At 75.7% G+C, this 25,277-nt stretch carries 19 protein-coding genes; 14 read left to right on the top strand and 5 right to left on the bottom strand.

Annotated elements, in window-relative coordinates:
* Positions 1 to 54 precede the first annotated feature (54 nt).
* Positions 55 to 1,137, top strand: a complete 1,083-nt coding sequence (manB, locus tag HCK00_RS19760; RefSeq protein WP_168103347.1) for a mannose-1-phosphate guanylyltransferase — start codon at positions 55 to 57, stop codon at positions 1,135 to 1,137.
* Between the two features lie 264 nt (positions 1,138 to 1,401).
* Positions 1,402 to 2,367 carry a DNA-3-methyladenine glycosylase family protein gene (locus HCK00_RS19755; protein ID WP_375781984.1) on the top strand — a complete coding sequence of 322 codons (966 nt, stop codon included), beginning with the start codon at positions 1,402 to 1,404 and terminating at the stop codon, positions 2,365 to 2,367.
* A gap of 39 nt (positions 2,368 to 2,406) precedes the next feature.
* On the opposite strand, the gene HCK00_RS19750 is transcribed toward HCK00_RS19755, so the two are convergent.
* The 3 genes from HCK00_RS19750 to HCK00_RS19740 all read right to left on the bottom strand — a co-directional run bounded on the left by HCK00_RS19750 (position 2,407) and on the right by HCK00_RS19740 (position 5,497).
* Positions 2,407 to 3,807: a coenzyme F420-0:L-glutamate ligase gene (locus tag HCK00_RS19750; RefSeq protein ID WP_311765405.1), complete on the bottom strand. Its 1,401-nt coding sequence runs from the start codon at positions 3,805 to 3,807 to the stop codon at positions 2,407 to 2,409.
* A 77-nt stretch (positions 3,808 to 3,884) separates the two neighbouring features.
* On the bottom strand, positions 3,885 to 4,868 hold the full coding sequence (cofD, locus tag HCK00_RS19745; RefSeq protein WP_168103345.1) for a 2-phospho-L-lactate transferase: 984 nt from the start codon (positions 4,866 to 4,868) through the stop codon (positions 3,885 to 3,887).
* A 74-nt stretch (positions 4,869 to 4,942) separates the two neighbouring features.
* Positions 4,943 to 5,497: a cysteine dioxygenase gene (locus tag HCK00_RS19740; protein WP_311765404.1), complete on the bottom strand. Its 555-nt coding sequence runs from the start codon at positions 5,495 to 5,497 to the stop codon at positions 4,943 to 4,945.
* A 1,047-nt stretch (positions 5,498 to 6,544) separates the two neighbouring features.
* Here HCK00_RS19740 and HCK00_RS19735 point away from each other — a divergent pair.
* From HCK00_RS19735 to HCK00_RS19725, 3 genes are all read left to right on the top strand, one after another.
* A complete protein-coding gene (locus tag HCK00_RS19735; protein ID WP_004952403.1) occupies positions 6,545 to 6,808 on the top strand; it encodes a WhiB family transcriptional regulator in 264 nt (87 codons plus the stop codon).
* Positions 6,809 to 7,064: 256 nt separating this feature from the next.
* Entirely contained in the window at positions 7,065 to 11,195 is a 4,131-nt protein-coding gene (locus HCK00_RS27800) for a glycosyltransferase (protein ID WP_240965737.1), read from the top strand.
* Entirely contained in the window at positions 11,192 to 12,736 is a 1,545-nt protein-coding gene (locus HCK00_RS19725; RefSeq protein ID WP_168103344.1) for a DUF5719 family protein, read from the top strand. The genes HCK00_RS27800 and HCK00_RS19725 overlap by 4 nt, the downstream gene beginning before the upstream one ends.
* Before the next feature lie 232 nt (positions 12,737 to 12,968).
* Here HCK00_RS19725 and HCK00_RS19720 read toward each other — a convergent pair whose 3' ends face one another.
* Positions 12,969 to 13,433, bottom strand: a complete 465-nt coding sequence (locus HCK00_RS19720; RefSeq protein ID WP_168103343.1) for a metallopeptidase family protein — start codon at positions 13,431 to 13,433, stop codon at positions 12,969 to 12,971.
* A gap of 355 nt (positions 13,434 to 13,788) precedes the next feature.
* On the opposite strand from HCK00_RS19720, the gene HCK00_RS19715 reads away from it, so the two are divergent.
* The 8 genes from HCK00_RS19715 to HCK00_RS19680 all read left to right on the top strand — a co-directional run bounded on the left by HCK00_RS19715 (position 13,789) and on the right by HCK00_RS19680 (position 22,679).
* The gene (locus HCK00_RS19715; RefSeq protein ID WP_375781983.1) at positions 13,789 to 14,262 is read left to right on the top strand and encodes a DUF3499 domain-containing protein; all 474 of its coding nucleotides are present in this window, start codon (positions 13,789 to 13,791) and stop codon (positions 14,260 to 14,262) included.
* Between the two features lie 193 nt (positions 14,263 to 14,455).
* Entirely contained in the window at positions 14,456 to 15,814 is a 1,359-nt protein-coding gene (locus HCK00_RS19710) for a phosphomannomutase/phosphoglucomutase (protein ID WP_168103342.1), read from the top strand.
* Positions 15,815 to 16,045: 231 nt separating this feature from the next.
* Positions 16,046 to 16,252 carry a Trm112 family protein gene (locus HCK00_RS19705; protein WP_168103341.1) on the top strand — a complete coding sequence of 69 codons (207 nt, stop codon included), beginning with the start codon at positions 16,046 to 16,048 and terminating at the stop codon, positions 16,250 to 16,252.
* 232 nt (positions 16,253 to 16,484) lie between these two features.
* Positions 16,485 to 17,669 (top strand): SIS domain-containing protein, encoded by a 1,185-nt coding sequence (locus HCK00_RS19700; protein ID WP_168103340.1) that lies wholly within the window; start codon positions 16,485 to 16,487, stop codon positions 17,667 to 17,669.
* A 219-nt stretch (positions 17,670 to 17,888) separates the two neighbouring features.
* Positions 17,889 to 19,088, top strand: a complete 1,200-nt coding sequence (gene manA / locus HCK00_RS19695) for a mannose-6-phosphate isomerase, class I (RefSeq protein WP_168103339.1) — start codon at positions 17,889 to 17,891, stop codon at positions 19,086 to 19,088.
* 111 nt (positions 19,089 to 19,199) lie between these two features.
* Entirely contained in the window at positions 19,200 to 20,129 is a 930-nt protein-coding gene (locus tag HCK00_RS19690) for a cation diffusion facilitator family transporter (protein WP_168103338.1), read from the top strand.
* A gap of 384 nt (positions 20,130 to 20,513) precedes the next feature.
* Positions 20,514 to 21,971, top strand: coding sequence for an adenosylhomocysteinase (gene ahcY / locus HCK00_RS19685; protein ID WP_168103337.1), 1,458 nt, complete (start codon positions 20,514 to 20,516; stop codon positions 21,969 to 21,971).
* A gap of 84 nt (positions 21,972 to 22,055) precedes the next feature.
* A complete protein-coding gene (locus tag HCK00_RS19680; protein ID WP_168103336.1) occupies positions 22,056 to 22,679 on the top strand; it encodes a hypothetical protein in 624 nt (207 codons plus the stop codon).
* Between the two features lie 113 nt (positions 22,680 to 22,792).
* On the opposite strand, the gene HCK00_RS19675 is transcribed toward HCK00_RS19680, so the two are convergent.
* On the bottom strand, positions 22,793 to 23,893 hold the full coding sequence (locus HCK00_RS19675; RefSeq protein ID WP_168103335.1) for an RDD family protein: 1,101 nt from the start codon (positions 23,891 to 23,893) through the stop codon (positions 22,793 to 22,795).
* A 124-nt stretch (positions 23,894 to 24,017) separates the two neighbouring features.
* Here HCK00_RS19675 and HCK00_RS19670 point away from each other — a divergent pair, with 124 nt between their 5' ends.
* Complete coding sequence (locus HCK00_RS19670; protein WP_168103334.1) at positions 24,018 to 25,025, top strand: stage II sporulation protein M; 1,008 nt, start codon at positions 24,018 to 24,020, stop codon at positions 25,023 to 25,025.
* Positions 25,026 to 25,277 lie beyond the last annotated feature (252 nt).

The raw sequence follows: 25,277 nt of genomic DNA, 5'->3' as shown, positions 1-25,277 counted from the left end.
AGACTGGCGGCCGTCCCCACCCACCGGCCCTGGCAGGAAGCAGAGAAGACAACGGTGACTGAAGCGATCCTCCTGGTCGGCGGCAAGGGAACCCGGCTGCGCCCGCTCACGGTGCGTACGCCCAAACCCATGGTCCCGGCGGCCGGCGTCCCGTTCCTCAGCCACCAGCTCGCCCGGGCCCGCGCGGCCGGTGTGGACCACGTGGTGCTCGCCACCTCGTACCTCGCCGAGGTGTTCGAGCCGTACTTCGGCGACGGGTCGGATCTCGGCCTGCACCTGGAGTACGTCACCGAGACCGACCCCCTGGGCACCGGTGGCGCGATACGGAACGTCGCCTCCCGTCTCCGCTCGGGGCCGGACGAACCCGTGCTGATCTTCAACGGGGACATCCTCACCGGCCTGGACATCCGCGCCCTGGTGGACACCCACACCACGGCCGGCGCCGATGTCACCCTCCACCTGACGAGGGTCGAGGACCCGCGCGCCTTCGGCCTGGTGCCCACCGACGGGGACGGCCGGGTGACGGCGTTCCTGGAGAAGCCGCAGACCCCCGAGGAGATCGTCACCGACCAGATCAACGCGGGCGCCTACGTCTTCGCCCGCTCGGTGATCGACTCCATCCCGGAGGGACGGCCCGTCTCCGTGGAGCGGGAGACCTTCCCCGGTCTGCTGGAGGCCGGGGCGCATCTGCACGGCATGGTCGACTCCACCTACTGGCTCGACCTCGGCACCCCGCGCGCCTTCGTGCGCGGCTCCGCCGACCTCGTGCTGGGGCGCGCCCCGTCCCCGGCCGTCCCCGGCGCCTGCGGGGACCGGCTCGTCCTGGACGGGGCGGAGGTCGCGCCGGACGCCAAGCTCACCGGTGGCACGGTCATCGGCGCGGGAGCCCGGGTCGGCGCCGGGGCCAGCGTCGACGGCAGCACCGTCCTGGAGGGCGCAGTCATCGGCGAGGGTGCCCGGATCACGGACTCGCTGGTCGGCGCGCGGGCGGTCGTCGGCCCCCGCACGCTGCTGCACGACGCGGTCGTCGGGGACGGCGCGACGGTCGGCGCGGACAACGAACTCCGCGACGGGGTACGGGTCTGGTGCGACACCCACATCCCCGCCGCCGGTATCCGCTTCTCCTCCGACCAGTGACCCGCCGCTGACCTTCCGCTCCCACGGCCGGTGACGGGGCGGCCAGGGGCGGCCCGGGCGCGCGCCCGACGGCCTCGCGCGGTGACACCCCCGCCGGCCCCGTGCCCGGCGGGGGCGCCGTTCCGTGAGCGGTGACCCTCCGGACCCGGCCGCCCGCGTGGACGGACGCGGCGCTTACCCTCGGGGGGCACCATCCCCCTCGTGGGCTCCCGGCCCATGAGCCCCGCCCCACGAGCCCCCGCCCCATGAGGAAGTGCCCGTCCCGTGGATCCCACCGCCGCCGCGCCCCCGGTCCGGACCGGAGGCGCCCGCGCCGCCGCGCCCCGCGTCCGGCGCTGGACGCCGCCGTGGCCGCTGGACGTCGCGCGCACCGTGGGCGTCCTGCGCCGGGGCCCCGGCGACCCGGCGTTCCGTACCACGCCCGACGGCGCGATCTGGCGGGCCAGCCGTACCCCCGCCGGGCCGGGCACGCTGCGGCTGGCGCGGTCGGGCTCCGGCGAGATCGAGGCGCGGGCCTGGGGGCCGGGCGCCGAGTGGCTGCTCGACGGGGTGCCCGCGCTCTGCGGCGCCGGGGACGAGCCCGAGCGGTTCACCCCGCGCCACCGCCTGGTCCACGAGGCCCACCGGCGGAACCCCGGGCTCCGGCTGGCCCGTACCGGTCTGGTCCTGGAGTCCCTGGTCCCCTCGGTCCTGGAGCAGAAGGTCACCTCGGACGAGGCGTACCGCGCCTGGCGGCTGCTGCTGCTCCGGCACGGCGAGCCGGCGCCGGGCGCGGAGCAGCTGCGGATGCGCGTCATGCCGGACGCCCGCGGCTGGGCGCTGCTGCCCTCCTGGGAGTGGCACACGGCCGGGGTCGACGGAAAGCGCTCCGCGACGGTGGTCCGCGCCGCCCGGGTCGCGCGCCGGCTGGAGGAGGCCGCCGCCATGGACCTCCCGGCCGCCTCGGCGCGGCTGCGGCTGATCCCGGGCATCGGCCCCTGGACGGCCGCCGAGGTGTTGCAGCGCTCCAACGGCGCGGCGGACGCCGTCACCGTCGGCGACCTCCATCTGCCCGGGACCGTCGGTTACGCCCTGACCGGCGCCCGGGGCACCGACGACGCGGGGATGCTGGAACTCCTCGCCCCCTACGCGGGACAGCGCCACCGCGCCTGCCGGCTGATCCTGCTCAGCGGGCGCGTGCCGCCCCGCCGCGCGCCCCGCTTCCCGGTCGGCGACATCCGGCGCCTCTGAGCGCCGCCGCCGGTCCCGGTCCCGGCCCTGGCCCCGGCCTCAGCGCACCACCACGAAGTCCCCGGCGTCCCGCGCGGGCCGCTCCCGGGGCGGGGCCGCCGGGTGGCCGACCGCCACCGCTCCCATCGGGTCCCAGCCGGCTGCCAGCCCGAGCACCGTCCGGACGGTGTCCCGGCAGAACATGGTGGAGGACACCCAGGCCGAGCCCAGCCGCTCCCCGGCCAGCGCCACCAGGAGGTTCTGCACCCCGGCGCCGGCCGCCACCGTGAACATCTCCCGCTCGGCCGTCCGCCGCCGTTCGTCCGGGTAGCGGTGCGCCCCGTCCATGACCAGGCAGGGCACCACCAGATACGGGGCGTCGCGCAGCACGTTCCCGCGCCGGACCCGCCGTTCGACGGCCTCCTCGGAGAGCCCGTCCCCGCGCAGATCCGCGATCCAGGCCGCGCGCATGGCGTCGAGCAGGCGGGTGCGGGCCTCCGCCGACTCCAGCAGCACGAACCGCCAGGGGGTGGTGTGGTGCGGCGCGGGCGCGGTGACGGCCGCCGCGACCGCCCGGCGCACCGCGGCGCTGTCCACCGGCTCGGAGGTGAACTCACGGACGGTGCGGCGCAGCGTCACCGCCTCCCGTACCGCCTCGGAGGTGCCCAGCCGGAACATGTCGTCCGCGGCGTCGCGCACCAGGGCGCGGGCGCCGGGGTCGGCCGCGGCGCCGTTCGCGTCCCCGCCGCCCGTCCCGTCATCGCCGTCCGTCCCCCGCTCCGGGCGGGCCGTGTCCGGCCCGTTCCCCGGTATGGCTGGTATCACGACGTGGGGCAGGCCGCGGACGACGGCCACCGGCAGCCCGCCCGTCTTCCCCTTCACCAGGTCGCCGGCGGCGGCCAGTTCGTCGGCGGTCGCGGTGACCGTCGCGGTCAGGCCGTTGCCGTGCGCGTCCACGCCGCCGCGCAGGTCGTCCAGGACCCGTACGCCCGCCGCCCCGATGGCGACGTCCGTCAGCCCGCTGCGCCAGGGCCGCCCGAAGGTGTCCGTGACCAGGACGCCGACGGTGACCCCCAGGGCCTCGCGCAGCCCGTCCCGGATCGCCCGCGCGGAGGCGTCCGGGTCCTCGGGGAGCAACAGCACCGTCCCGGCGGGGGTGTTCGAGGCGTCGACGCCGGCGGCGGCCATCACCAGCCCGTGCCGGGTCTCGGTGATCCGCAGCCGGCCGCGGCGCGCCACCACGCGCACGGTCTCCGCGTCGATGGCCTCCTCCCGGCCGGCGGCCCGGACGGCCCGGCCCTCCGCCTTGGAGACGATCTTCGACGTCACGAGGACGACGTCCCCGTCGGCGAGGCCCGGCAGCCCCGGCGCACCGGCGGCCCCGGCGATCAGTTTCACCAGGTCGTCCCCGGGCCGTACCTCCGGCAGCCCCGGCAGCGCCCACACCTGGTAGCCGGGCACGGCGGGCGCGACGGAGCCGGCGGGAGCGGCGGGGACGACGGAGCCGGCGGGGGCCGGGAGATCCGGGGTGGGCCCGCTCACGCGCGCACCTCCTCGGCCAGGGCCAGCGCCTCGCGGGCCATGGCGGCCGTGGCCGCCACGTCCGTCATCAGCAGTGGCACCGCGCGGCAGCGGATGCCCGCCGCCTCCACCTCCCCGGCCGTCCCCGCGTCGGAGCTGTCCACCAGCCAGCCGTCGAGCAGCCCCGAGCCGTAGAAGCGGGCGACGGCCGCGGCCGTGGACTCCACGCCCACCGCGGCCAGCACCTTGTCGGCCATGCCCCGCACCGGGGCGCCGCCGATGACGGGGGAGAGGCCGACCACCGGCACCCCCGCGTCGGCGATGGCCTCCCGGATGCCGGGGACGGCGAGGATCGTGCCGACGCTGACCACGGGGTTGGACGGCGGGAAGAGCACGACGTCGGCCGCCGCCACGGCCTCCAGCACCCCGGGCGCCGGCTTGGCCTGGTCGGCGCCGACGGGCACGACGGCGTGCGCGGGCACGGCGGCCCGGTGCCGCACCCAGTACTCCTGGAAGTGCACGGCCCGGCGCCCGCTCTGCCCGTCCGCGCCGGGGGCGGCCTCCGGGTCGTCGATCAGCACATGGGTCTCGACCCGGTCGTCGGTCATCGGCAGCAGCCGCACCCCCGGCTGCCAGCGCGCGCACAGCGCCTCGGTGACGGCGCTGAGCGGATAGCCCGCCGCGATCATCTGGGTGCGGACGATGTGGGTGGCGAAGTCCCGGTCACCGAGGCCGAACCACTCGGGCCCCACGCCGTACGCGGCGAGTTCCTCCTTGACCGCGAAGGTCTCGTCGGCTCGGCCCCACCCCTGCCCCTCGTGGATGCCGCCGCCGAGCGTGTACATCACGGTGTCCAGGTCCGGGCACACCTTCAGCCCGAACAGGTGGATGTCGTCACCGGTGTTGCCGATGACGGTGATGTCGGAGCCGGGGCTCGCCGCCTTGAGACCGCGGAGGAAGCGGGCGCCGCCGATCCCCCCGGCCAGAACCACAATGCGCATGGGTTCAGTGTGTCAGCCGGCCGGCGGCCGCCACGGACCGGTGGGGTGGGACGGGGCGCCTCCCGGCGGCGCCGTCAGGCGCGGCCCACGGCCCGGCCGCCGGAACCCCGGCCCGTGCCGGTCGCGGCGCGGCACACCGGGACGCCGGAGAGCACGGCGGCGTCGCCCCGGGCGCCGGCGTGCATCGGCATCTCCGTCAGCCCCGGGAAGTAGATGTGCAGGCTGACGGCGGGAACGAGCGCGTCGTTGACGACCTCGTGGGCCCGGCCCGGCGCGACCACGCGCTGCGCGCCCGCGCCGAGGACGCGCCGCGCCGTCCCGGAGTGCTCGGTCAGCCCGCCCTCCAGCACGGTCAGGACGCCGGAGGAGGGTCCGTGGTCGTGGGCCCCGGTGCCCTGCCCGGGCAGCCAGCTGAGCAGCCACACCTCGTAACCGGGCCCGGTGCGCAGCCGGTGGTACCAGCGGCTGACCGGGTCGTACCGGACGAGGGGCGCCCAGGAGCCGCGGTCGGCGGCGATCGCGTGGGCGAGCCCGGCGAACTCCGCGACGGTGGCGGGGTGGCGGCGGGCGGGCGGCAGCAGGTGGGGGGAGGCGAGCGGGTCCCCGCCGATCTGGATGTCGCTGAGCACGGGGCCGGTCAGGGCACCGGGCACGGCGCCGGTCATGCCGGTCGCGTCGCCGCTCGTGGCGCTGCTGTTCGTGTCGCTGTTCATGCGTGTGGGTTCCTGGGCCTGGGACGCCCGGGCCGGGGCGTCGGCGAAGAAGGGGGAGGAGGCAGAGCGATAGGAAAGAGGAGGAGAGCGATAAGAGAGAGAAAGAGAAGGAAGGCGCCGCGAGAGGAGGGCGCGGAGGCCCGGCCGGGGACGGCGGGTCGGTCAGCGGCAGGAACAGCGACAGCCGCGGCGAGCGCCACAACAGCCACACGGGAAGCCGGGTCCACAGCGGAGAGCGTCACCGCACGCGAGGCGGGAGCCGGTCCGGGACAGCGCGGGCGTCAGTGGCATGGGACCAGCAGACCCGCTCGGCTCGTCGCTTGTCAAACGAGCCGGCACCCTTTCGGCGGCGCGTCACCTCGTCCGGCGCAGGCGGCCGCGGCCGGCGGACGGGTGAGCGGGGACCACGGGGCCACGGACGCGCGGGGCCGTGGGCCGGACACGGGCCCGGCGGGGTCCGGGCCGGACCGCCGGGTGACGGGGAGCCGCGGTGCGGTGCGGCACGGGGAGCCGCGGTGCGGTGCGGCGGCGGAGGGGGCGGAGAGTGGTGAACCGTGGGGAGTTTGTGATCTTGGAACCGCGACACACCAGAGAACGGTGAAAGGTTTGTGCGCTTCCGATCGGGACACACGGCGGAGCAGTCGCCCGACGAGCGGCGTTGCGCATCCGTGATCGGAGCGTGACCGTTCTCCCGCTCGCGGGCGTGGGGTGGAACGGCGCGGGCACCTGCGGGCGTCTCCGTCACCGAGGGGGTGGACCGGAGTTGGGTCAGGTGCGACGTCATGTTTTAGGACGATTTGAACACTTTACGGGCAGGCTTGGTTCCCCAGAGTGAATAAGGGGCCCAATAGCAGATCCCGGCTTGACTGGCTCGGATCGGCACACTTGTAATTTCACTCGTGTCGTTCGGCCGTTATCGGTAACGGCAGCATCACGGGGACGTAAAGACAGACAGGGGCGCACATGACCGAGCTGTTCCAGCAACTGCTGGTCGAGGAGGCGGACGAGGAGCTCGGATGGCAGGAGCGCGCACTCTGCGCCCAGACCGATCCCGAGTCCTTCTTCCCGGAAAAGGGCGGTTCCACCCGTGAGGCGAAGAAGGTCTGCCTCGCCTGCGAGGTGCGTTCGGAGTGCCTCGAATACGCTCTCGCCAACGACGAGCGGTTCGGCATCTGGGGCGGGCTCTCCGAGCGCGAGCGCAGGCGGCTGAAGAAGGCCGCGGTGTGAAGACCGGACGTCTCCTCCGCGTTCTCCGTACCCGCCGCCACATACCCCCTTGCATATCCCTACAGACCCCCGCAGATCCCCGCACGGATCTCGTCACCGCCTCCCCCGCACCGGCGTGGGAGGCGGACTGCTGTACGGGCGGCCGGGTCTGACGCCCGCTCCGAGCCGTTAGTGTGGTGGGCCGTCCGAGACGCGCCCGGCTCCCCGCGGAGCGCGCGCGTCCACCACAGTCCAGCGAACCGGGGCCCGTACCTCGATGTCCGTGCACAGCCACTCGGCGCACAGTCAGCCGGCCGCCCATTCCGCGGCCGCCGCCCCCGCACACCCGCGGCACGTCGTCACCGCCGTGCTCGTCTCCCACGACGGCGCCCGCTGGCTGCCCCAGGCGATCGCCGGGCTGGTGGGGCAGGAGCGGCCGGTCCAGAACGTCATCGCCGCCGACACCGGCAGCGCCGACGCGTCCGCCGAACTGCTCACCGAGGCCCTCGGGCCCGACCGGGTGCTGCACCTCGCCCGCCGCTCCGGCTTCGGCACGGCCGTGGACGAGGCGGTCCGCACCGCCGGGGTGCTCACCCCCGACGACCTGCCCTATCTGAAGCGCCCCAGCGGCTGGGACCCCGTCACCCGGACCTGGCACGACGAGGCGTACGACATGCCCGAACTGCCGCACGGCGAACCCGTGCAGTGGATCTGGCTGCTCCACGACGACTGCGCGCCCGAGCCGGACGCGCTCGCCGAACTCCTCCGGGTCGCCGACTCCTCCCCGTCCACCGCGATCGTCGGCCCCAAGCTGCGCGGCTGGTACGACCGCAGGCAGCTGCTGGAGGCCGGCGTCAGCATCGCGCGCAGCGGCCGCCGCTGGACCGGGCTCGACCGCCGCGAGCAGGACCAGGGCCAGCACGACCAGGTGCGCCCCGTCCTCTCCGTCTCCACCGCCGGCATGCTGATCCGGCGTGACGTGTGGGAGGAACTCGGCGGCTTCGACCGCCGGCTCCCCCTGATGCGGGACGACGTCGACCTGTGCTGGCGGGCCCAGGCGGCCGGCCACCAGGTGCTCGTCGCGCCCGACGCCGTCCTGCGCCACGCGGAGGCCTCCGCGCGCGAGCGCCGCCCGATCGACTGCGCCGGCCGCTCGGCGGTCGGCCCGCACCGCGTCGACAAGGCCGGTGCCGTCTACACCATGCTCGTCAACACCCGGGGCGCCGCGCTCGCCTACGTGCTGCCCCGGATGATTCTCGGCACGCTGCTGCGGACCCTGGCGTATCTCGTCGGCAAGGCGCCCCGGCAGGCGCTGGACGAGATCGCCGGCCTCTTCGCGGTGCTGCTCCGCCCGGGGCGGATCCTCGCCGGCCGGCGCTCGCGCGGCCGCCCGGCGGTGGCCCCGTCCGACCTGCGCCCGCTCTTCCCGCCGCCCGGCGCGACGATCCGGGCCACCGCCGAGGCGGTGGTGGGCAACCTCGCCGGCCGCTCCGAGCCGGACCTCGCCGCCGGCGGGCGGCACGGCGCCGTCGAGTCCGGGCCCGGCGGTGACGACGCCGACTATCTGGAGATCGAGCAGTTCGCGCGGCTCAAGCGGATCGTGCGCAAACCGGCCCCGGTCCTCTTCCTGCTGCTCCTGGTGGTCTCGCTGGTCGCCTGCCGCGGGCTCCTCGGCTCCGGGGCGCTCTCCGGCGGTGCGCTGCTGCCCGCCCCGGCCGAGGCCTCCGACCTGTGGAGCCGCTACCTGGCGGCCTGGCAGCCGGTCGGCACCGGGTCCACCGAGAGCGCGCCGCCCTACCTGGCCGTGCTCGCCACCCTCGCCACGCTGCTGCTGGGCTCCACCGGCGCGGCCCTCACCGTGCTGCTCGTCTGCTCGGTGCCGCTCGCCGGGCTCACCGCCTACTTCGCGTCCCGGCCGCTGGTCGGCTCCCGGCCGCTGCGGGCCTGGGCCGCCGTCGCCTACGCCTTCCTGCCCGCCGTCACCGGAGCGCTGGCGGGGGGCCGGCTGGGTACCGCGGTGCTCGCGGTGGTGCTGCCGCTGATGGCCCGCGCGGCGGTCGCCGCGAGCGGGCTGAGCCCGCGCCGCGGGACGGGGGACGCGCACGGGGACCGGGGGGAGCACCCCGAGGACACCGGCCGGGGCACGGGTGAGGACGGGAACGGCGATGGCCCGGCCGGCGCGGACGGCGCGGCCGGCGCGGACGGCGCGGCCGGCGCGGACGGCGCGGACCGGGCGGGAGCGGACGGTGACGCCGGCGCCGCCCGCGCCCCGCGGCCGTCCTGGCGCGCCCTGTGGGCGTACACGCTGCTGCTCACCGTCACCACCGCCTTCACCCCGGTGGTCTGGCCGCTCACCCTGCTGCTCGGCGCCCTGCTGGTGGTGCGGGCGGTGCGCCGCCGGGAAGGCGCCGCCGCGTACGCGCTGCGGCTCGTGGTGGCCCTGGTCACGCCCCTGGTGGTGCTCGCCCCCTGGTCGCTGTCGCTGCTCGGTTCACCGGCCGCCTTCCTGGGTGAGGTCGGACTGGAGTACGGGGCGGGCGCCGCCTCCGCCGTGGACCTGCTGACGCTGAGCCCCGGCGGCCCCCAGGGCTCCGGCGGCCTGCTGCTCGCGGGGATCGTGCCGGCCGCCCTCGCCGCCCTCCTCCGCGGAGACCGGCGGCGCGCGACCGGTGCCGCCTGGACGGTGGCCCTCGCCGCGCTGTTCTTCGCCGCCCTGTCCAACGGCTCCGCCTGGGCCGGGCCGGCCACGCTCGTCTACGGCCTCGCGCTGCTGGCCGCCGCCCTGGTGGGCGCGGAGGACGCCCGGGAACGCGTCGCCGCGCGGAACTTCGGCTGGCGCCAGCCGGTCGCCGCCCTCGTCGCCCTCGCCGCCGCCGCGGCACCGCTGCTCTCCGCGGCGAGCTGGATGATCGGCGGGGCGGACGGGCCGCTGGACCGCCGCGACCCGGTGCAGGTGCCGCCGTTCGTCGCCGAGGAGAGCCGCACTCAGGACCAGGCCCGCACGCTCGTCCTCGGCGGCGAGCCCGGCAGCGTCTCGTACACCCTCGTGCGCGGCTCCGGCGCCCGCCTCGGCGACGCCGACCTCGCCACGGCGGACGGGGACGACCTGCGGCTGGACGCCGTCGTCGCCAACCTCGTCGCCGGCTCCGGCGCCGACCAGACCGCCCAGCTCGGCGGGTACGCCGTGCGCTACGTCCTGGTCCGCGACGGCGCGCCGCGCGAACTGCGCCGCGTCCTGGACAACACCCCCGGGCTGACCCGGCTCAGCCAGGAGGACGGCAGCTCCCTCTGGCGCCTCGACCGGCGGGTCGCCCGCGTCACCGTCGAGAACCCGGAGGGCGGCGGCGGGTCCGGCCCGGTGCCGGTCGCCGCGGGGCCCGTCGAGGCCCGGGCCACCGTCCCCGCCGGGCCGGAGGGGCGGGTGCTGCGCCTCGCCGACCGGGCCGCGCCCGGCTGGACGGCCACCCTCGACGGCCGGCCGCTGACCCCCACCACCGTGGACGAGTGGGCCCAGGGCTTCGAGCTGCCCGCGTCCGGCGGGCGGCTGGAGCTGAGCTACGAGGCACCGCTGGGCCACACCCTCTGGCTGGGCGCGCAGGGCCTGCTCGCCCTCGTCCTCGTGGTGCTCGCCCTGCCGGGCCGCCGCCGGGACGTCGACGACGACCTCCCCGAGGCCGGGGCCGAGCCGCCGGTGTCCGTGGAGCCCGTGGAGGGCGAGGGGCGCCGGGCACGCCGGCTGCGGGCCGCCGCCGAGGCGGAGGCGGCCGGCCGGGCCCCGGAAGGGGGAGCGGTGGCGGAACCGGACCCGGAAGCGATGCCCGTCACGGCCGCCCAGGCCACGGCCGGCCACACCACGGCCGGCCACGGGCAGCCCGGGGAGCAGGGGACGGCCGGGGAGTTCGACGCCTTCCGGGCCGCCCAGGACCCCGCGGCCCCCTACGCGCCCGAGGTGCCGTCCCAGCCGTCCTACGACGCGTGGGGCGGGGAGACCGGCCCGCACCCCGGGGACCAGGGCGCACCGCGGTACGACCAGGCCACCTACGCGGCCGCCGACCAGCAGCAGTACCAGGAGGGCCCGTACCCCGGTTACGGCGCGGACCCGTACCAGCAGGGCGGTTACGGCGCCGGCCCGTACGCCGAGCCCTACCCGTCCGGCCCCTACCCGGACGGCGGCGGCTACGGCGGCGAAGCGGGCTACCGCCCGGCCGACGGGTACGGGCAGACCGGCGGATACGGACAGACGGACGCATACGGGCAGGCCGGCGGCTACGGCGGGGCCGACGGTTACGGCCACGGGAACCACCCCGGCCCGGACGGCGGCCGCGACGGCGCCGGCCGGGCACCGGGCGACACGGGCTACGGAGAGGGCGGGCACGCCCCCCGCCGCGACGGGAGCGACCAGCAGTGAACCGCACCACCCTGTCCCTGCTCGCCGCCTGCACCGCGCTGGCCGCGGTCACGGGGGTGGCGTCCCTGACCGCCCCCGGCGAGGAACCGGCGCCCACCACGGCCGCGGCCGACCGGCTGCCCGTGGAGCGCTCCGAGCTGCTCTGCCCCCAGCCCTCGCTCTCCGACCTGGCGGAGACCGACTACACCGCCTTCACCCCCGGTGGCGGCTCCGGCGACCGGTCCGGCGCCAGGAGCGGCGCCCGGCTCCTGCCCGCCACGGAGGCGCCGGAGTCCGGGGACGGCGGCGACGACGGCAAGGCCGGTGACGACGGCAAGGCCGGCAAGGCCGGTGACGAGCCGGACCCCTTCCTGGCGCTGGAGAAGCCCGGCGTCCCCGTGACCGCCGCGGCCCCGGACGGCGGCGGCGCCCCGGCCCTCGTGGGCACCGCCGACGGCGCCCTCGCCCCCGGCTGGAGCGCCCAGCAGACCACGGTCGTGAGCTCGGGGGAGGGGCGGGGCGTCTACGGCGTCGCCTGCGCGGCGCCCGACTCCGAGTTCTGGTTCCCGGGCGTGAGCGCCGCCGAGACCCGCCAGGACTACATCGAGCTGACCAACCCGGACGACACGGCCGCCGTCGTCGACCTGGAACTGCACGGGGCCAAGGGGCCCGTCGAGACGGAGGCGGGCGAGGGGATCACCGTCCCCCCGCGCTCCGCGACCTCCGTCCTGCTCTCCACGCTCGCCCCCGGCGGCGCGGCGGATCTCGCGGCGCACGTCGTCGCCCGGTCCGGGCGGGTGGGTGCCGCCGTCCGCGCCACCGACGAGCGCACCGGCGGCGACTGGCTCACCCCCGCCGCGGTGGGGACCGGGAGCGCCGTGCTCCCCGGCATCCCGGAGGACGCCACCTCCGTCCGGCTGGTCGCCCTGGCGACCGGTGACGGCGACGCCGATCTCAAGGTCGAACTGGCCGGTCCCACGGGTTCGTTCACCCCCGCCGGCCACGAGACGCTCAATCTGAAGCGGGGCATGGTGACCGCCGTCGACTTCGACGACCTCACCAAGGGCGAGCCGGCCTCCCTGGTGCTCACCCGGGCCGAGGGCGCCGAGAGCGCCCCGTTCGCCGTCGCCCTCCAGGTCATCCGGGGTAAGGGCGGCGCCCGCGAGATGGCCTTCCTCCCCGCGGCCGGCCCCGTCCAGGGGCGGGCCACCGCGGCGGACAACCGCGCCAAGGGCTCCGTCCTCTCGCTCACCGCACCCGGCGAGGCGGCGAAGGTGAAGGTCACCGCCTCGGCGGGCAGCGGTGGTGGCGAGCCGGTCAGCAAGGAGTACACCGTCCGCGCGGGCACCACCCTGCGGGTGGATCCCCCCGTGCCCTCGGGCGGCAAGGGCGTTCACGCGCTCACCGTGGAACGGGTGTCCGGCGGTCCCCTCCACGCCGCGCGGATGCTCGCGCTGCCGTCCGGCAAGACCCCGATGTTCACCCTCCAGACCCTCCCGGACGACCGGGGCACGGTGGTCGTGCCCGACGCGCGCGAGGACCTCTCGCTGCTGATGCGCTGACGGCCACCGGCTGCGCGCGGACGGTGACGGCCGGGGCGGAGTGACGTTCGTCACCCTCACCGTCACCGTCCGTGGCCACGGGCCCGGCGCGTTCGCCGTCCCGGGCCGTCCGCGCTTCTGGCCGGTCCCCGCTCGCGGCCGGCCGCTCGTGGCCGCTCCGCGGGCCTCGGTGGTGCGGGCCTCGGTGGTGCGGGTCTCGGCGGTGCTGCGGCCGGGCCCGTTCCCGCCGGCGTCAGTCCTGCCCGTAGCGCGGATCCACCGACTCCGGGGCCAGCCCGAGCAGTTCGGCCACCTGCTCCACCACCGTCTCGTGCACCAGCAGTGCCCGCTCCTCGCGGGTCTTGGCGCGGATCTCCACCGGGCGCCGGTAGATCACGATCCGCGCGGGGCCCGCCTCCCCCGCCTCGCTGACGCGGCCCAGCGGCACCGTCCCCTCGTCCTCCCAGTCGGCGGAGCGGTCCGCCCCGCCGCCGTCGAGCACGGGGACGTCGAGGACGGCGAACTCCACCTCGGAGAGTTGCGGCCAGTGCCGCTCCAGCCGCTCCACCGAGTCGTGCACCAGGTCGGTGAAGGCCGTCGCCCGGGTCACCGCCAGCGGCACCTGCGGTGGGGCGATCGGCCCGCGCATGCCCCGCCCGTGCCGGTCGCGGCGGCGCGGCGGGGGCTCGGAGGGACGAGAGGGCACGGAACTGGTCATCACCCCCGAGGGTAGCCCTCACCCGGCCACCCCGAGACCTCACCGCGAGGCGTGCCGGGGGCCCACCGGACGGCGCGTGACGGGGGGCGGGGCGCGGGCGGACACGCGGGGCACCCGGCGCGCCCACCACCGGGCCGGCCGGCCCTCGCCACGCGGCCGGTACCGTCCGCCGTCCGCCGTCCGCCGTCCGCGCGCCACCGTCACGGGGCCGGTTCGGTTCGGTCCGGTTCGGTTCGGAGCCGCGTCGGAGCCGGTCCGGAGCCGGATCGGGACGAAGCGCCGTCAACGGGACACCTCGCCTCCGCGCCGCCCTTCCGCCGCGCCCTGTTTTTCCCGTCTGCAGGTCAACACCGTTGTGTTCAGGGGCGCGACACGGTGGGGTGAGCTCGGGGAGATCCGTCGCGGCCCGCTCAAGAGTGCGGTACCGTCCAACGTCGTGAGCCCTGTACGCCGATGTTCGCGCACCGCGTGTGGTCGTCCCGCCGTCGCGACGCTGACGTACGTCTACGCGGATTCGACCGCGGTCCTCGGGCCCCTCGCCACCTACGCCGAGCCGCACTGCTACGACCTCTGCGCGGTCCACTCCGAGCGGCTCACCGCGCCGCGCGGCTGGGAGGTCGTCCGGCTCGCGGTCGACACCGGCCCGTCACGTCCGAGCAGTGACGATCTCGAGGCGCTCGCCAACGCCGTCCGTGAGGCGGCCCGCCCGCAGGAGCGCGCCGCCGGTGCGGCGGGCGGCGGAACGGGTGGTTCCGGAGGCCGGGAGGCCGATCCGCGCGAGGTCGCCCGGCGCGGGCATCTGCGGGTGCTCCGCTCGCCCGAGTCCTGAACCGCCGTCTCCGCCGGGCCTCTTGTACCGCGCGCCGCGGCCGGCGCGGGCCGCCGGCCCGGCCCGGCGCGCCGCCACCGTCCCACCCGGGGGCCCCGCGCCCGTGCTCCGAGCCTGCCGCGGTGAGCGCCCCCGATCCGGGTAGGTTTGTCGCACCGATAGGACTCCCGGAAACTCCCGGAAGGGGTGGGCAGTGCCCGACTTGTCGCAGATCGTGAAGGCGTACGACGTGCGTGGTGTGGTCCCGGACCAGTGGGACGAGTCGCTCGCCGAACTCTTCGGCGCCGCCTTCGCCCAGGTGACCGGCGCGGAGGCGGTGGTCGTCGGCCATGACATGCGGCCCTCGTCCCCCGGGCTCTCCCGCGCCTTCGGCCGGGGAGCCGCCGCCCGTGGCGCCGATGTCACCGAGATCGGCCTGTGCTCCACCGATCAGCTCTACTTCGCCAGCGGCAGCCTCGGCCTGCCCGGCGCCATGTTCACCGCGAGCCACAACCCCGCGCAGTACAACGGCATCAAGATGTGCCGGGCGGGTGCCGCCCCGGTCGGCCAGGACTCGGGCCTCGCCGAGATCCGCGCCCTCGTCGAGGAGTGGAGCGGGTCCGGAGCCCCCGCCCCCGTGGCGGACCCCGGCACCATCACCCGGCGTGACGTCCTCGGGGACTACGCAGCCTGCCTGCGCGGGCTGGTGGACCTGGGCTCCATTCGCCGGCTGAAGGTCGTGGTGGACGCGGGCAACGGCATGGGCGGCCACACCGTGCCCACCGTCTTCGACGGCCTGCCGCTGGACCTCGTCCCGCTCTACTTCGAACTGGACGGCACCTTCCCCCACCACGAGGCCAATCCGATCGATCCGGCCAACATCGTCGATCTCCAGGCGAAGGTCCGCGAGACCGGCGCCGACATCGGCCTGGCCTTCGACGGCGACGCGGACCGCTGTTTCGTCGTGGACGAGCGGGGCGAGCCCGTCTCCCCGTCCGCGGTGACCGCCCTCGTCGCCGCCCGGGAACTCGCCAAGCACGGTGGCGGCACCGTCATCCACAACTGCATCACCTCCTGGTCCGTCCCGGAGGTCGTGAAGGAGAACGGCGGCACGCCGGTACGGACCCGGGTCGGCCACTCCTTCATCAAGGGGGAGATGGCCCGCACCGGTGCCATCTTCGGCGGCGAGCACTCCGCGCACTACTACTTCCGCGACTTCTGGAACGCCGACACGGGGATGCTCGCCGCCCTGCACGTCCTCGCCGCCCTCGGCGAGCAGGACGGCCCGCTCTCCGGCCTGGTCGAGCAGTACGACCGCTACGCCGCCTCCGGCGAGATCAACAGCAAGGTCGACGACCAGGACGGCCGCGCCGCCGCCGTCCGGGCCGCCTACGAGGGCCGGCCGGGCACGGAGCTGGACGAGCTGGACGGGCTCACCGTCACCGCCGCCGACTGGTGGTTCAACCTCCGCGCCTCGAACACCGAGCCGCTGCTCCGCCTCAACGTCGAGGCCCGGGACGCGGAGACGGTGGCGAAGGTCCGCGACGAGGTGCTCGCCCTCGTCCGCGGCTGAGCGCGCCCGCCCCACGCGGGAAGGCCGTGCCCGTCAGGGGTGGCCGCCGGGCCGTGCCGTCCACGGTGACCGCCGGGGCCGTGCCCGTCCGTGGTGGCCGGCGGCCCGTGCCCGCCCGCGTGACGGCCGTGGCCGCCGGGCCGCGACTCCGGAGGGAGCGCGGCCCGGCGGTACGCTGACGGGGCCGAAACATCCCGCCCCGGGGCGGGTGACCTCACCGGAAGGACCCCCATGCCGCTCGACGCCGGCCTTCTCGCCATCCTCGCCTGCCCGGCCTGCCACGCCCCGCTCCGCGAGGACACCGGTGACACCGGTGACGGTGGGGCGGACGGCGCCGCCACCGAGCTCGTCTGCACCGGTGAGAGCTGCGGACTCGCCTACCCCGTCCGGGACTCCATCCCGGTGCTCCTCGTCGACGAGGCCCGCCGGCCCGCCTGACACCCGCGTCCCCCTGCCGGGACCGCCTCCCGGGCCACCTGGGCCCGCCGGGGCGTCCCCGGGTGTACCGGCGCTCGCGCCCGGCAGGCGCGAGGGCGTGCCGTGCCGGCGACGGGGGAGCGCCGCCCGCCGGGGCACTAGGCTCGGACCACGGCACGGACGGCTCCTGGGACGGGCCCGGCGCGTCCCGTCGGCCGGCACGCCCGCCGCACGGCGATCGGAGGCCCACCAGATGTTCGACGAGTCGCTCCTCGACACACCGGAGACACTCGCCCGCGCCGACACCCGGGGGCTGCTGCGCGGCGCCGCCGGGGCCGGGGCCCGGGTCCGCACCGCCGCCCGGGGGGCGGCCGAGGCCGGCCTGGCCGACCTCAAGCCCGACGGCCGCCCCCGCGCCCTGCTGGTCGCCGGCCCGGAGCCCGCCGGGAGCCTGGTCACCGGGGTCACCGGGCTGCTCGACGCGCTGAGCGGCGGCAACACCCTCGTCAGCCGTATCCGCGCGACCGGCGCCCTCGCCGCCCCGGGCGCGCTGCGCTGGACGCTGCCCGGCTGGGCCGGACCGCTGGACCTGCTGATCGTCCTCACCACCGAGGGCACCGAACCGGGCCTCTCCGCCCTCGTCGAGCAGGCGTACCGGCGCGGCTGCTCCGTCGTCTCCGTGTGCCCGCCCGGCGCACCCCTCACCGGCGAGGTCGGCGGCCGTCACGGACTGTCGGTGCCGCTCACCCCGCCGCCGAACGAGGACGCCCCGCCCCTGGACGGCCCCGCCCGGCCGGACCGGCCGCCGCGGGCCACCGGCGAGGCGGAGCGGCCCGGCACGCTCTGGGCGATGCTCGTGCCCCTCCTGGTCCTCCTGGACCGGACGGGTTTCCACCCGGTGCCGCCGGTCACCGTCCAGCTCGTCGCCGACCGGCTCGACGCGGTGGCCGAGCGGTGCGGGCCGGCCGTGGCCACCTACGGCAATCCCGCCAAGACGCTCGCCGCCGAACTCGCCGACTCCCTGCCGCTGCTGTGGAGCGACGGCCCCGTGGCCGGGGCGGTGGCGCGCCACTTCGCCCGGTCGCTCGCCTCCGTCGCCGGGCGCCCCGCGCTGGCCGCGGCCCTGCCGGAGGCGCTGACGACGCACGGCGCGCTGCTGTCGGGGGACTTCGCCGCGGGCGCCGATCCGGACGACTTCTTCCGGGACCGGGTGGAGGACCCGGCCGCCCTCCACGCCCGCGTGGTGCTCCTCCGCGAGCAGCCGCTGACGGCCGGCTCGCCCACCCCCGCCGCGCGGGAGTCCGCCCTGGGACACGACAGCCCGGTCAGCGAACTGGAACCGGCCGAGGGCACCGTCCTGGAGGCCGCGGCGGAGCTGTTGGCCGTCACGGATTTCGCCGCCGTTTACCTGGCGCTCGCCTCCACCGAGCGATCATGACCCCTGGGCGTGCGGCCGGCCGCACGCCCCACGGCACGGCACACCGACCCCCGGGCCCGGCCGTCCCGTCCCACCGGGACCGGGCCGCTCCCGTACGCCGCGGGGGACGCGGGCACGCCGCCGCGCCACCGGTGAACCGCGGGCCGTCCGCCGGACCGTCCCGGCGGGCCTCCGCGGCTCCCCGGCCCCACCGCCCCAGCTCATCCGGAAAGCACTGTGATGGACCGACTCGACAACACCGTCCGCCCCTACGCCTGGGGATCCACCACCGCCATCCCGGCCCTCCTCGGCACCGAGCCGACCGGGGAGCCGCAGGCCGAGCTGTGGATGGGGGCCCACCCCGGCGCCCCGTCCCGGCTGGACCGCGGCGCCGGACCGGTCACCCTCGCCGACGTGATCGACGCCGACCCGGACGGTGAACTGGGCGAGGCGGTGACCGGGCGCTTCGGCCCGCGCCTGCCGTTCCTGCTGAAACTGCTCGCCGCGGACGCGCCGCTCTCCCTCCAGGTCCACCCCGACCCCGCCCAGGCGGAGTCGGGCTTCGCCGACGAGGAGCGCCGCGGCGTGCCGCTGGACGCCCCGCACCGCACCTACAAGGACGCCCACCACAAGCCCGAACTGATCTGCGCCCTCACGCCGTTCGAGGGGCTGTGCGGCTTCCGCCCGGCCGCGGAGGCCGCCGCGCTCCTCGACGGCCTCGGGGTCGACTCCCTCAAGCCCTACGCCGACATCCTGCGCGCCGCCACGCCGGCGAGTGACGCGCTCCGGGAGGTCTTCACGGCCGTGCTCACCGCGGACCCCGAGGCCATGGCCGGGACCGTCCGCGCGGCGGCGGAGGCCGCCGGCCGGCTCGCCGGGGAACCGGGCCCGCACGCCGCGGCCCTCGCCGCCTACGCCTCCCTCGCCCGCCACCACCCCGGCGACCCGGGCGTGATCGCCGCCATGCTGCTCCACCACGTCCAGCTCCGGCCCGGTGAGGCACTGCACCTCGGAGCCGGGGTCCCGCACGCCTATCTGCGGGGATTCGGCGTGGAGATCATGGCCAACTCCGACAACGTGCTGCGCTGCGGGCTCACCCCCAAACACGTGGACGTCCCCGAGCTGTTGCGCGTCACCCGTTTCGAGCCCACCGCGCCGGCCGTCCTGCGGCCCGAGGCGGTCGACGGCGAGGAGACCTACGAGACCCCGGCCGAGGAGTTCCGCCTCTCCCGCTTCGTGCGTGCCGAGGGGGAGGCGCCGCGCCGGCTCCCGCCCGGCAGGCCGCAGATCGTGCTCTGCACGGCCGGATCCGCCCTCCTCACCGCCGGCGACGGCCGTGAACTCCCGCTCCGCCCGGGAGAGTCCGCCTTCGTGCCGGCCGGCGAGGAGATCCAACTCTCGGGCCCGGGAACCGTGTTCCGCGCCACGGTGGCCGCCTGACCCCGGACCGGAGCCGGTGCTGCAACAATGTGCCGCCTCATCGCGGCCCTCGCGCCGCATCAGCAGAGCGCGGCGCCCGTGCCGCACCCGACGGAAGGACAACCGGCACTCATGAGCGCGTCAGGCGGAACCAGGGCGATCGTCGCTGCGCTGGTGGCGAACTTGGCCATCGCCGTTGCCAAGTTCGTGGCGTTCCTCTTCAGCGGCTCCTCGTCGATGCTCGCGGAGAGCGTGCACTCGGTGGCCGACTCCGGCAACCAGGGGCTGCTGCTGCTCGGCGGCAAGCGGGCGCGGCGCGAGGCGACTCCGCAGCACCCCTTCGGCTACGGCCGTGAGCGGTACATCTACGCCTTCCTCGTCTCCATCGTGCTCTTCACCGTCGGCGGCCTCTTCGCGGTCTACGAGGGCTACGAGAAGATCAAGCACCCGCACACGCTGGAGCACTGGTACTGGCCCGTCGGTGTCCTGCTCTTCGCGATCGTCGCCGAGGCCTTCTCGTTCCGGACGGCGATCAAGGAGTCCAACCAGCTCCGCGGCCGCCAGTCCTGGACCCAGTTCGTCCGCCGCGCCAAGGCGCCGGAACTGCCGGTGGTGCTGCTGGAGGACCTGGGCGCGCTCGTCGGCCTGATACTCGCGCTCGGTGGCGTCGGGATGGCGCTGCTCACCGGGAACAGCGTCTGGGACGGCGTCGGCACCATCTGCATCGGCGTGCTGCTCATCGTGATCGCGGTGGTGCTCGCCGTGGAGACCAAGTCCCTGCTGCTCGGCGAGGCCGCCGGTCCCGACGCCGTGGAACGGATCAGCAAGGCGCTGGTGGACGGGGACACCGTCACCGGCGTCATCCACATGCGCACCCTCCACCTCGGACCCGAGGAACTCCTGGTCGCGGCCAAGATCGCGGTCAAGCACGACGACACCGCCGCGGAGGTCGCCCGCGCGATCGACGCGGCCGAGTCGCGTGTCCGGGAGGCCGAACCGATCGCCCGCGTGATCTATCTGGAGCCGGACATCTACCGCAAGGCGGCGGCCGCCGCGGAATGACCGCTCCCGCGGGTCCCGCCGCTCCTGCGGGTCCCGTCGCTCCCGCCGGCCCGGACAGCCGGGCCGGCGGGACCGGGTGAACGGCGGCCGGAGCCCGGTGGACCGGTCGAATCCGCCGCATCGGCCGGCCGGGTCATACGGCCGGCCCTCCCCGGGCAGGCGTACCGGTGGCGGGTTCCCGGCAGGCGCGCTGGGGTCGCTGCGCCGATCGGTGTAGATTCGTGACCGGACAGACGTCGCTGCTGATGGCGGTCGGTGGGCCCGTCCCCGGGTCCCGCCGAGGGAGAGAGGGCCTCCGACGGACTGCGCCGCGGCCGGGGGACAGGTGTGCCCGCCGCCGCGGACCAGCCGTGTACCGCACTCGAACCTCGAGGAGCAGCCCGTATGACGACAGTTGCGAACGGTCAGGACTTCAAGGTCGCCGACCTGTCCCTGGCCGCCTTCGGCCGCAAGGAGATCAGCCTCGCCGAGCACGAGATGCCCGGCCTGATGTCGATCCGCGCGGAGTACGCCGCGGCCCGGCCGCTGGCGGGCGCCCGGATCACCGGCTCGCTGCACATGACGGTGCAGACCGCCGTGCTGATCGAGACCCTGGTGGCGCTCGGCGCCGAGGTCCGCTGGGCCTCCTGCAACATCTTCTCCACCCAGGACCACGCCGCCGCCGCGGTGGCCGTCGGCCCGGAGGGCACCCCGGAGGACCCCAAGGGCGTACCGGTGTTCGCCTGGAAGGGCGAGACCCTGGAGGAGTACTGGTGGTGCACCGAGCAGGCGCTGACCTGGCCCGGCACCCCCACCGGCGGCCCCAGCATGATCCTGGACGACGGCGGTGACGCCACCCTCCTCGTCCACAAGGGGGTCGAGTTCGAGAAGGCCGGCGAGGCCCCGGACCCGTCGACGGCCGACAGCGAGGAGTACGGGCACGTCCTCACCGTGCTGAACCGCACCCTGGCCGAGAACCCGCAGAAGTGGACCCAGCTCTCCTCCGAGATCCGCGGCGTGACCGAGGAGACCACCACCGGCGTCCACCGCCTCTACGAGATGCAGCAGGCCGGCACCCTGCTCTTCCCCGCGATCAACGTCAATGACGCGGTGACCAAGTCGAAGTTCGACAACAAGTACGGCTGCCGCCACTCCCTCATCGACGGCATCAACCGCGCCACCGATGTGCTCATCGGCGGGAAGACCGCGGTGGTCTGCGGCTACGGCGACGTGGGCAAGGGGTGTGCTGAGTCGCTGCGCGGCCAGGGCGCCCGCGTGATCGTCACCGAGGTCGACCCGATCTGCGCGCTCCAGGCCGCCATGGACGGCTACCAGGTGGCCACCCTGGACGATGTCGTCGAGACCGCCGACATCTTCATCACCACCACCGGCAACCGGGACATCATCATGGCCTCCGACATGGCCCGGATGAAGCACCAGGCGATCGTCGGCAACATCGGACACTTCGACAACGAGATCGACATGGCCGGGCTGGCCGCGATCCCGGGCATCGTCAAGGACGAGGTCAAGCCCCAGGTCCACACCTGGACCTTCACCGACGGGAAGAAGCTCATCGTCCTCTCCGAGGGCCGCCTGCTGAACCTGGGCAACGCCACCGGACACCCCTCGTTCGTGATGTCCAACTCCTTCGCGAACCAGACGATCGCCCAGATCGAGCTGTTCACCAAGCCGGAGTCCTACCCGATCGGCGTCTACGTGCTCCCCAAGCACCTCGACGAGAAGGTCGCCCGGCTCCACCTGGAGGCCCTCGGCGCCAGGCTCACCACGCTCCGCCCGGAGCAGGCGGCGTACATCGGCGTGCCGGTGGAGGGCCCGTACAAGCCCGACCACTACCGCTACTGACCCGACGAACGCCGAGCCGACCCGGCGGGCCCCCGCGCGCAGGCAGGGGGCCCGCCCGGGCGAGGAAGCACACGAGACACCCTGATGCCCCGCGGCCGCTACTCCCTGTTCGACCCGCACGACCACACCCCCCTCGGTGAGGAACACTTCCACTGCGCCCCCGGGCCTTCCGGCTGGCGCTACACCGCCCGCACCACCATCCCTTCGGGCGGCCCGGCGGGCTCCGTCGACCTGACCACCGACCAGCTCGGCCGGCCCATCCGCATGGAACTGCGGGCCGGTGACTGGCGCGTCCGCGGCGCCGCCCTGGACGGCCTGACCTGGGTACGCACCGACCCCGGCGGCGTCCACGCCACCGAGGGCCATGTCCGGGCCCAGGCCTTCACCGGGACCTCCCCCGCCTTCCTCGTGGCGACGGCGCGCCTGCTGCGGCCGGCACCGGGAGCTCCCGCCGTCCGTGTCCGCGTCGTCGCCCTCACCGACCCCGTGCTGGCACCCCGGACCCTCGACCAGTCCTGGGCGCTGGCGAGGAGCGAAACACACCCCACTGACAACGGCCCGCTGATCGTGGACGAATACCAGGTCACGGACCTGGACACCGGCGAACGGCGACCGGTCCACATCGCGGGCGACGTCGTCCTGGCGGCCCCGGGGGTCGACCTGGAGGAACTGGACTCCCCACCTTCGGCCTTCCCCCCGGCGGCCTGACCGGCCGGTACCGCCGACGCCAAGGCGGCACCAGCCTCCGCCGCCGACGCCCGGGCCACCAGCCACTGCCGCCGCCTCCGCCGCGCACCGCGCGTCCGCCGGAGGCCGTCCGCTCAGACCGGCGGCACGAACCCCGTCCCGGCCGTCCCGGGAGTCCCGGCCGCTCCGGCACCCCGCGGCGCCTCCGCGGGACGTGCGCTCCCTGCCCGGACCCCTCCCTCCGCGTCCGGGTCGCCGTGCCGTCCGTCCCCGCCGCCGGAGACACCCCAGGGGTCCGGACCGGCGGTGGCCCCGCCGGCGCTCGCACCGACCGCCCCTCCGGGCGGCACGAACGAGGTACCGGGCCGCGTGGCAGCCCCCTCGGAGGCCGCCCCCGGCCCCGCCCCGGACGGCTCACCGGTGCCGCCGGGCCGTCCCGCCGCCTCCCCGCCGCCGGGCCGCGCTCCCGGGGCCGCGGCACCGTCCGTTCCCGGCCACACCCGCCGTGCGTCCCGTGTCTGCCGCTCGGCCACCACACCCGCGAGATACATGGCCGGGGGTATCTCCGGCGGTACCGGGGCCCCCGTGTGCCGCGCGAGGTCCGCCGCCAGCCGTTCGGCGAGCCGTCCGCCCACCTCCGGGTCGAGCTGCTCCTTCCGGGTGAGGTACTGCCGTACGGCCAGCCACAGCGAATCCGGCACCGTGGAGAGATCGAGCCCCGAGAACCGGCCCCGCAGCCAGTCGGGAGCCGCCGGCACGGGACCGTTGCGCCGCCCCGGCACCCGCTCCCGTACGACGAGCGTGCCGGCGAAGACATCCCCGAGCCGCCGGCCCCGCGCCGACACCAGCGACGCGATCACGGCGATCACCCCGAACGTCATCAGGATCTCCACCGCGCCCACCGCCCCGCGCACCAGCGCGTGCCGGAACCGGATCGGCCCCCCGTCGTCCCGCACCACCCGCAGACCGCACATCAGTTTGCCCAGCGACCGCCCGCGGCTCAGGGTCTCCACGGCGATCGGCACCCCGACCAGCACCAGGAGGAACGTCGCGACCGACACCGCCGCGCCCGCCGCCTCGTCCAGCGAGGACACCGCGGCCGTGAGCGCCAGCGAGACCGCCACATACAGCGAGAAGGCGGCCACCAGATCGACGACGACGGCCAGGGCGCGGCTCGGCAGCCGCGCCGGGCGGACCCCGAGCACCACCGCCTCACCGGTCACCAGCTCACTCACGCGGTTCCTCCCTCGGTTCCGAGCCGCCGTGCCCGGTGGCTCCCGCGACCAGTCTGCCGTCGGGAGTTCACGGTCTGCCAAGCTGGAGCAGGACCGGTCCCGAGCATCCCCAGGAGTGACGTCCATGGACCTCGATGTCTTCGTGACCGCCCACCGGGCGGAGTGGGACCGGCTGGACACCCTGCTCCGCCGCCGCGCCAAGCTGACCGGAGCGGAGGCCGACGAACTCGTCGAGCTCTACCAGCGCACCGCCACGCATCTGTCGCTGCTCCAGTCCAGTGCCCCGGATCCGCAGCTCACCGGCCGCCTCACCCAGCTCACGGCCCGCGCCCGCGCCACCGTCGCCGGTACCCGCCGCGCGAGCTGGCGTGACGCCGGGCACTTCCTCGCCGCGGGCTTCCCCGCCGCCCTCTACCGGACGCGCCACTGGTGGATCACCACGGCCCTGGTCTCGGTCCTCGTCGCGGCGGCCATCGGCTGGTGGATCGCGACGAACCCCGAGGTCCAATCGGCCATCGCGGCGCCCGCCGAGATCCGCGAGATGACGCGCCCCGGCGGGCAGTACGAGTCGTACTACTCCACCCACGCCGCCACCTCCTTCGCCGCCCAGGTCTGGACGAACAACGCCCAGGTCGCCGCCATCTCCCTGGTCTTCGGCGTCTTCCTGGGCCTGCCGGTGCTGTGGGTGCTCTTCCAGAACATGCTCAACCTCGGCGTCGGCATCGGCCTGATGTCCTCCGCCGGCCGTCTGGACACCTTCCTCGGTCTGGTCCTCCCCCACGGCCTGCTGGAGCTGACCGCGGTCTTCGTGGCCGCCGGCACGGGCCTGCGGCTGGGGTGGACGGTGATCGACCCGGGCCACCGCGACCGGCGCACCGCCCTGGCCCAGGAGGGGCGCGCCGCACTCGGCATGGCCATCGGCCTCGCCGTCGTCCTGTTCGTGTCGGGGGTCATCGAGGGCTTCGTGACCCCCTCCTCCCTCCCCACCTGGGCTCGCGTCACCATCGGCGTGGTGGCCGAGGCGCTGTTCCTGGCCTACGTCTTCGTCCTGGGCCGCAGGCACGCCCGTGCCGGGGAGACGGGCGACGTGGCCGCGGCCGACCGCGGTCCGGAGCAGCCCGCCGCGGCCTGAGGCGCGTCCTTCCGGTGCGGTCGATGTGCGCCGGCACCGGCCGAGCTGTTAGTCTCCTCTTCGCCCAGGGGATCCTTGTTGACAAGGGGAGCCTGGGGAGGTAGGTTTTTGTGATTGCCGCGAGCGCCTGAGCAGTTGGACAGGCCGCCCGGCAGGAGTTAAGATCACCTTCGCCCTCGATTCGGACGCAGAACCGACGGGGCGCCTCGACTCTCAGTGGAAACAACAGCCGATCAAGGTCGGCCGAAACGC

This window comes from Streptomyces zingiberis, from assembly GCF_012034935.1.
GTDB classification, from domain to species: domain Bacteria; phylum Actinomycetota; class Actinomycetes; order Streptomycetales; family Streptomycetaceae; genus Streptomyces; species Streptomyces zingiberis.
The sequence above is the reverse complement of the archived record's forward strand: the minus strand, read 5'-3'. Positions and strand labels throughout refer to the sequence as shown.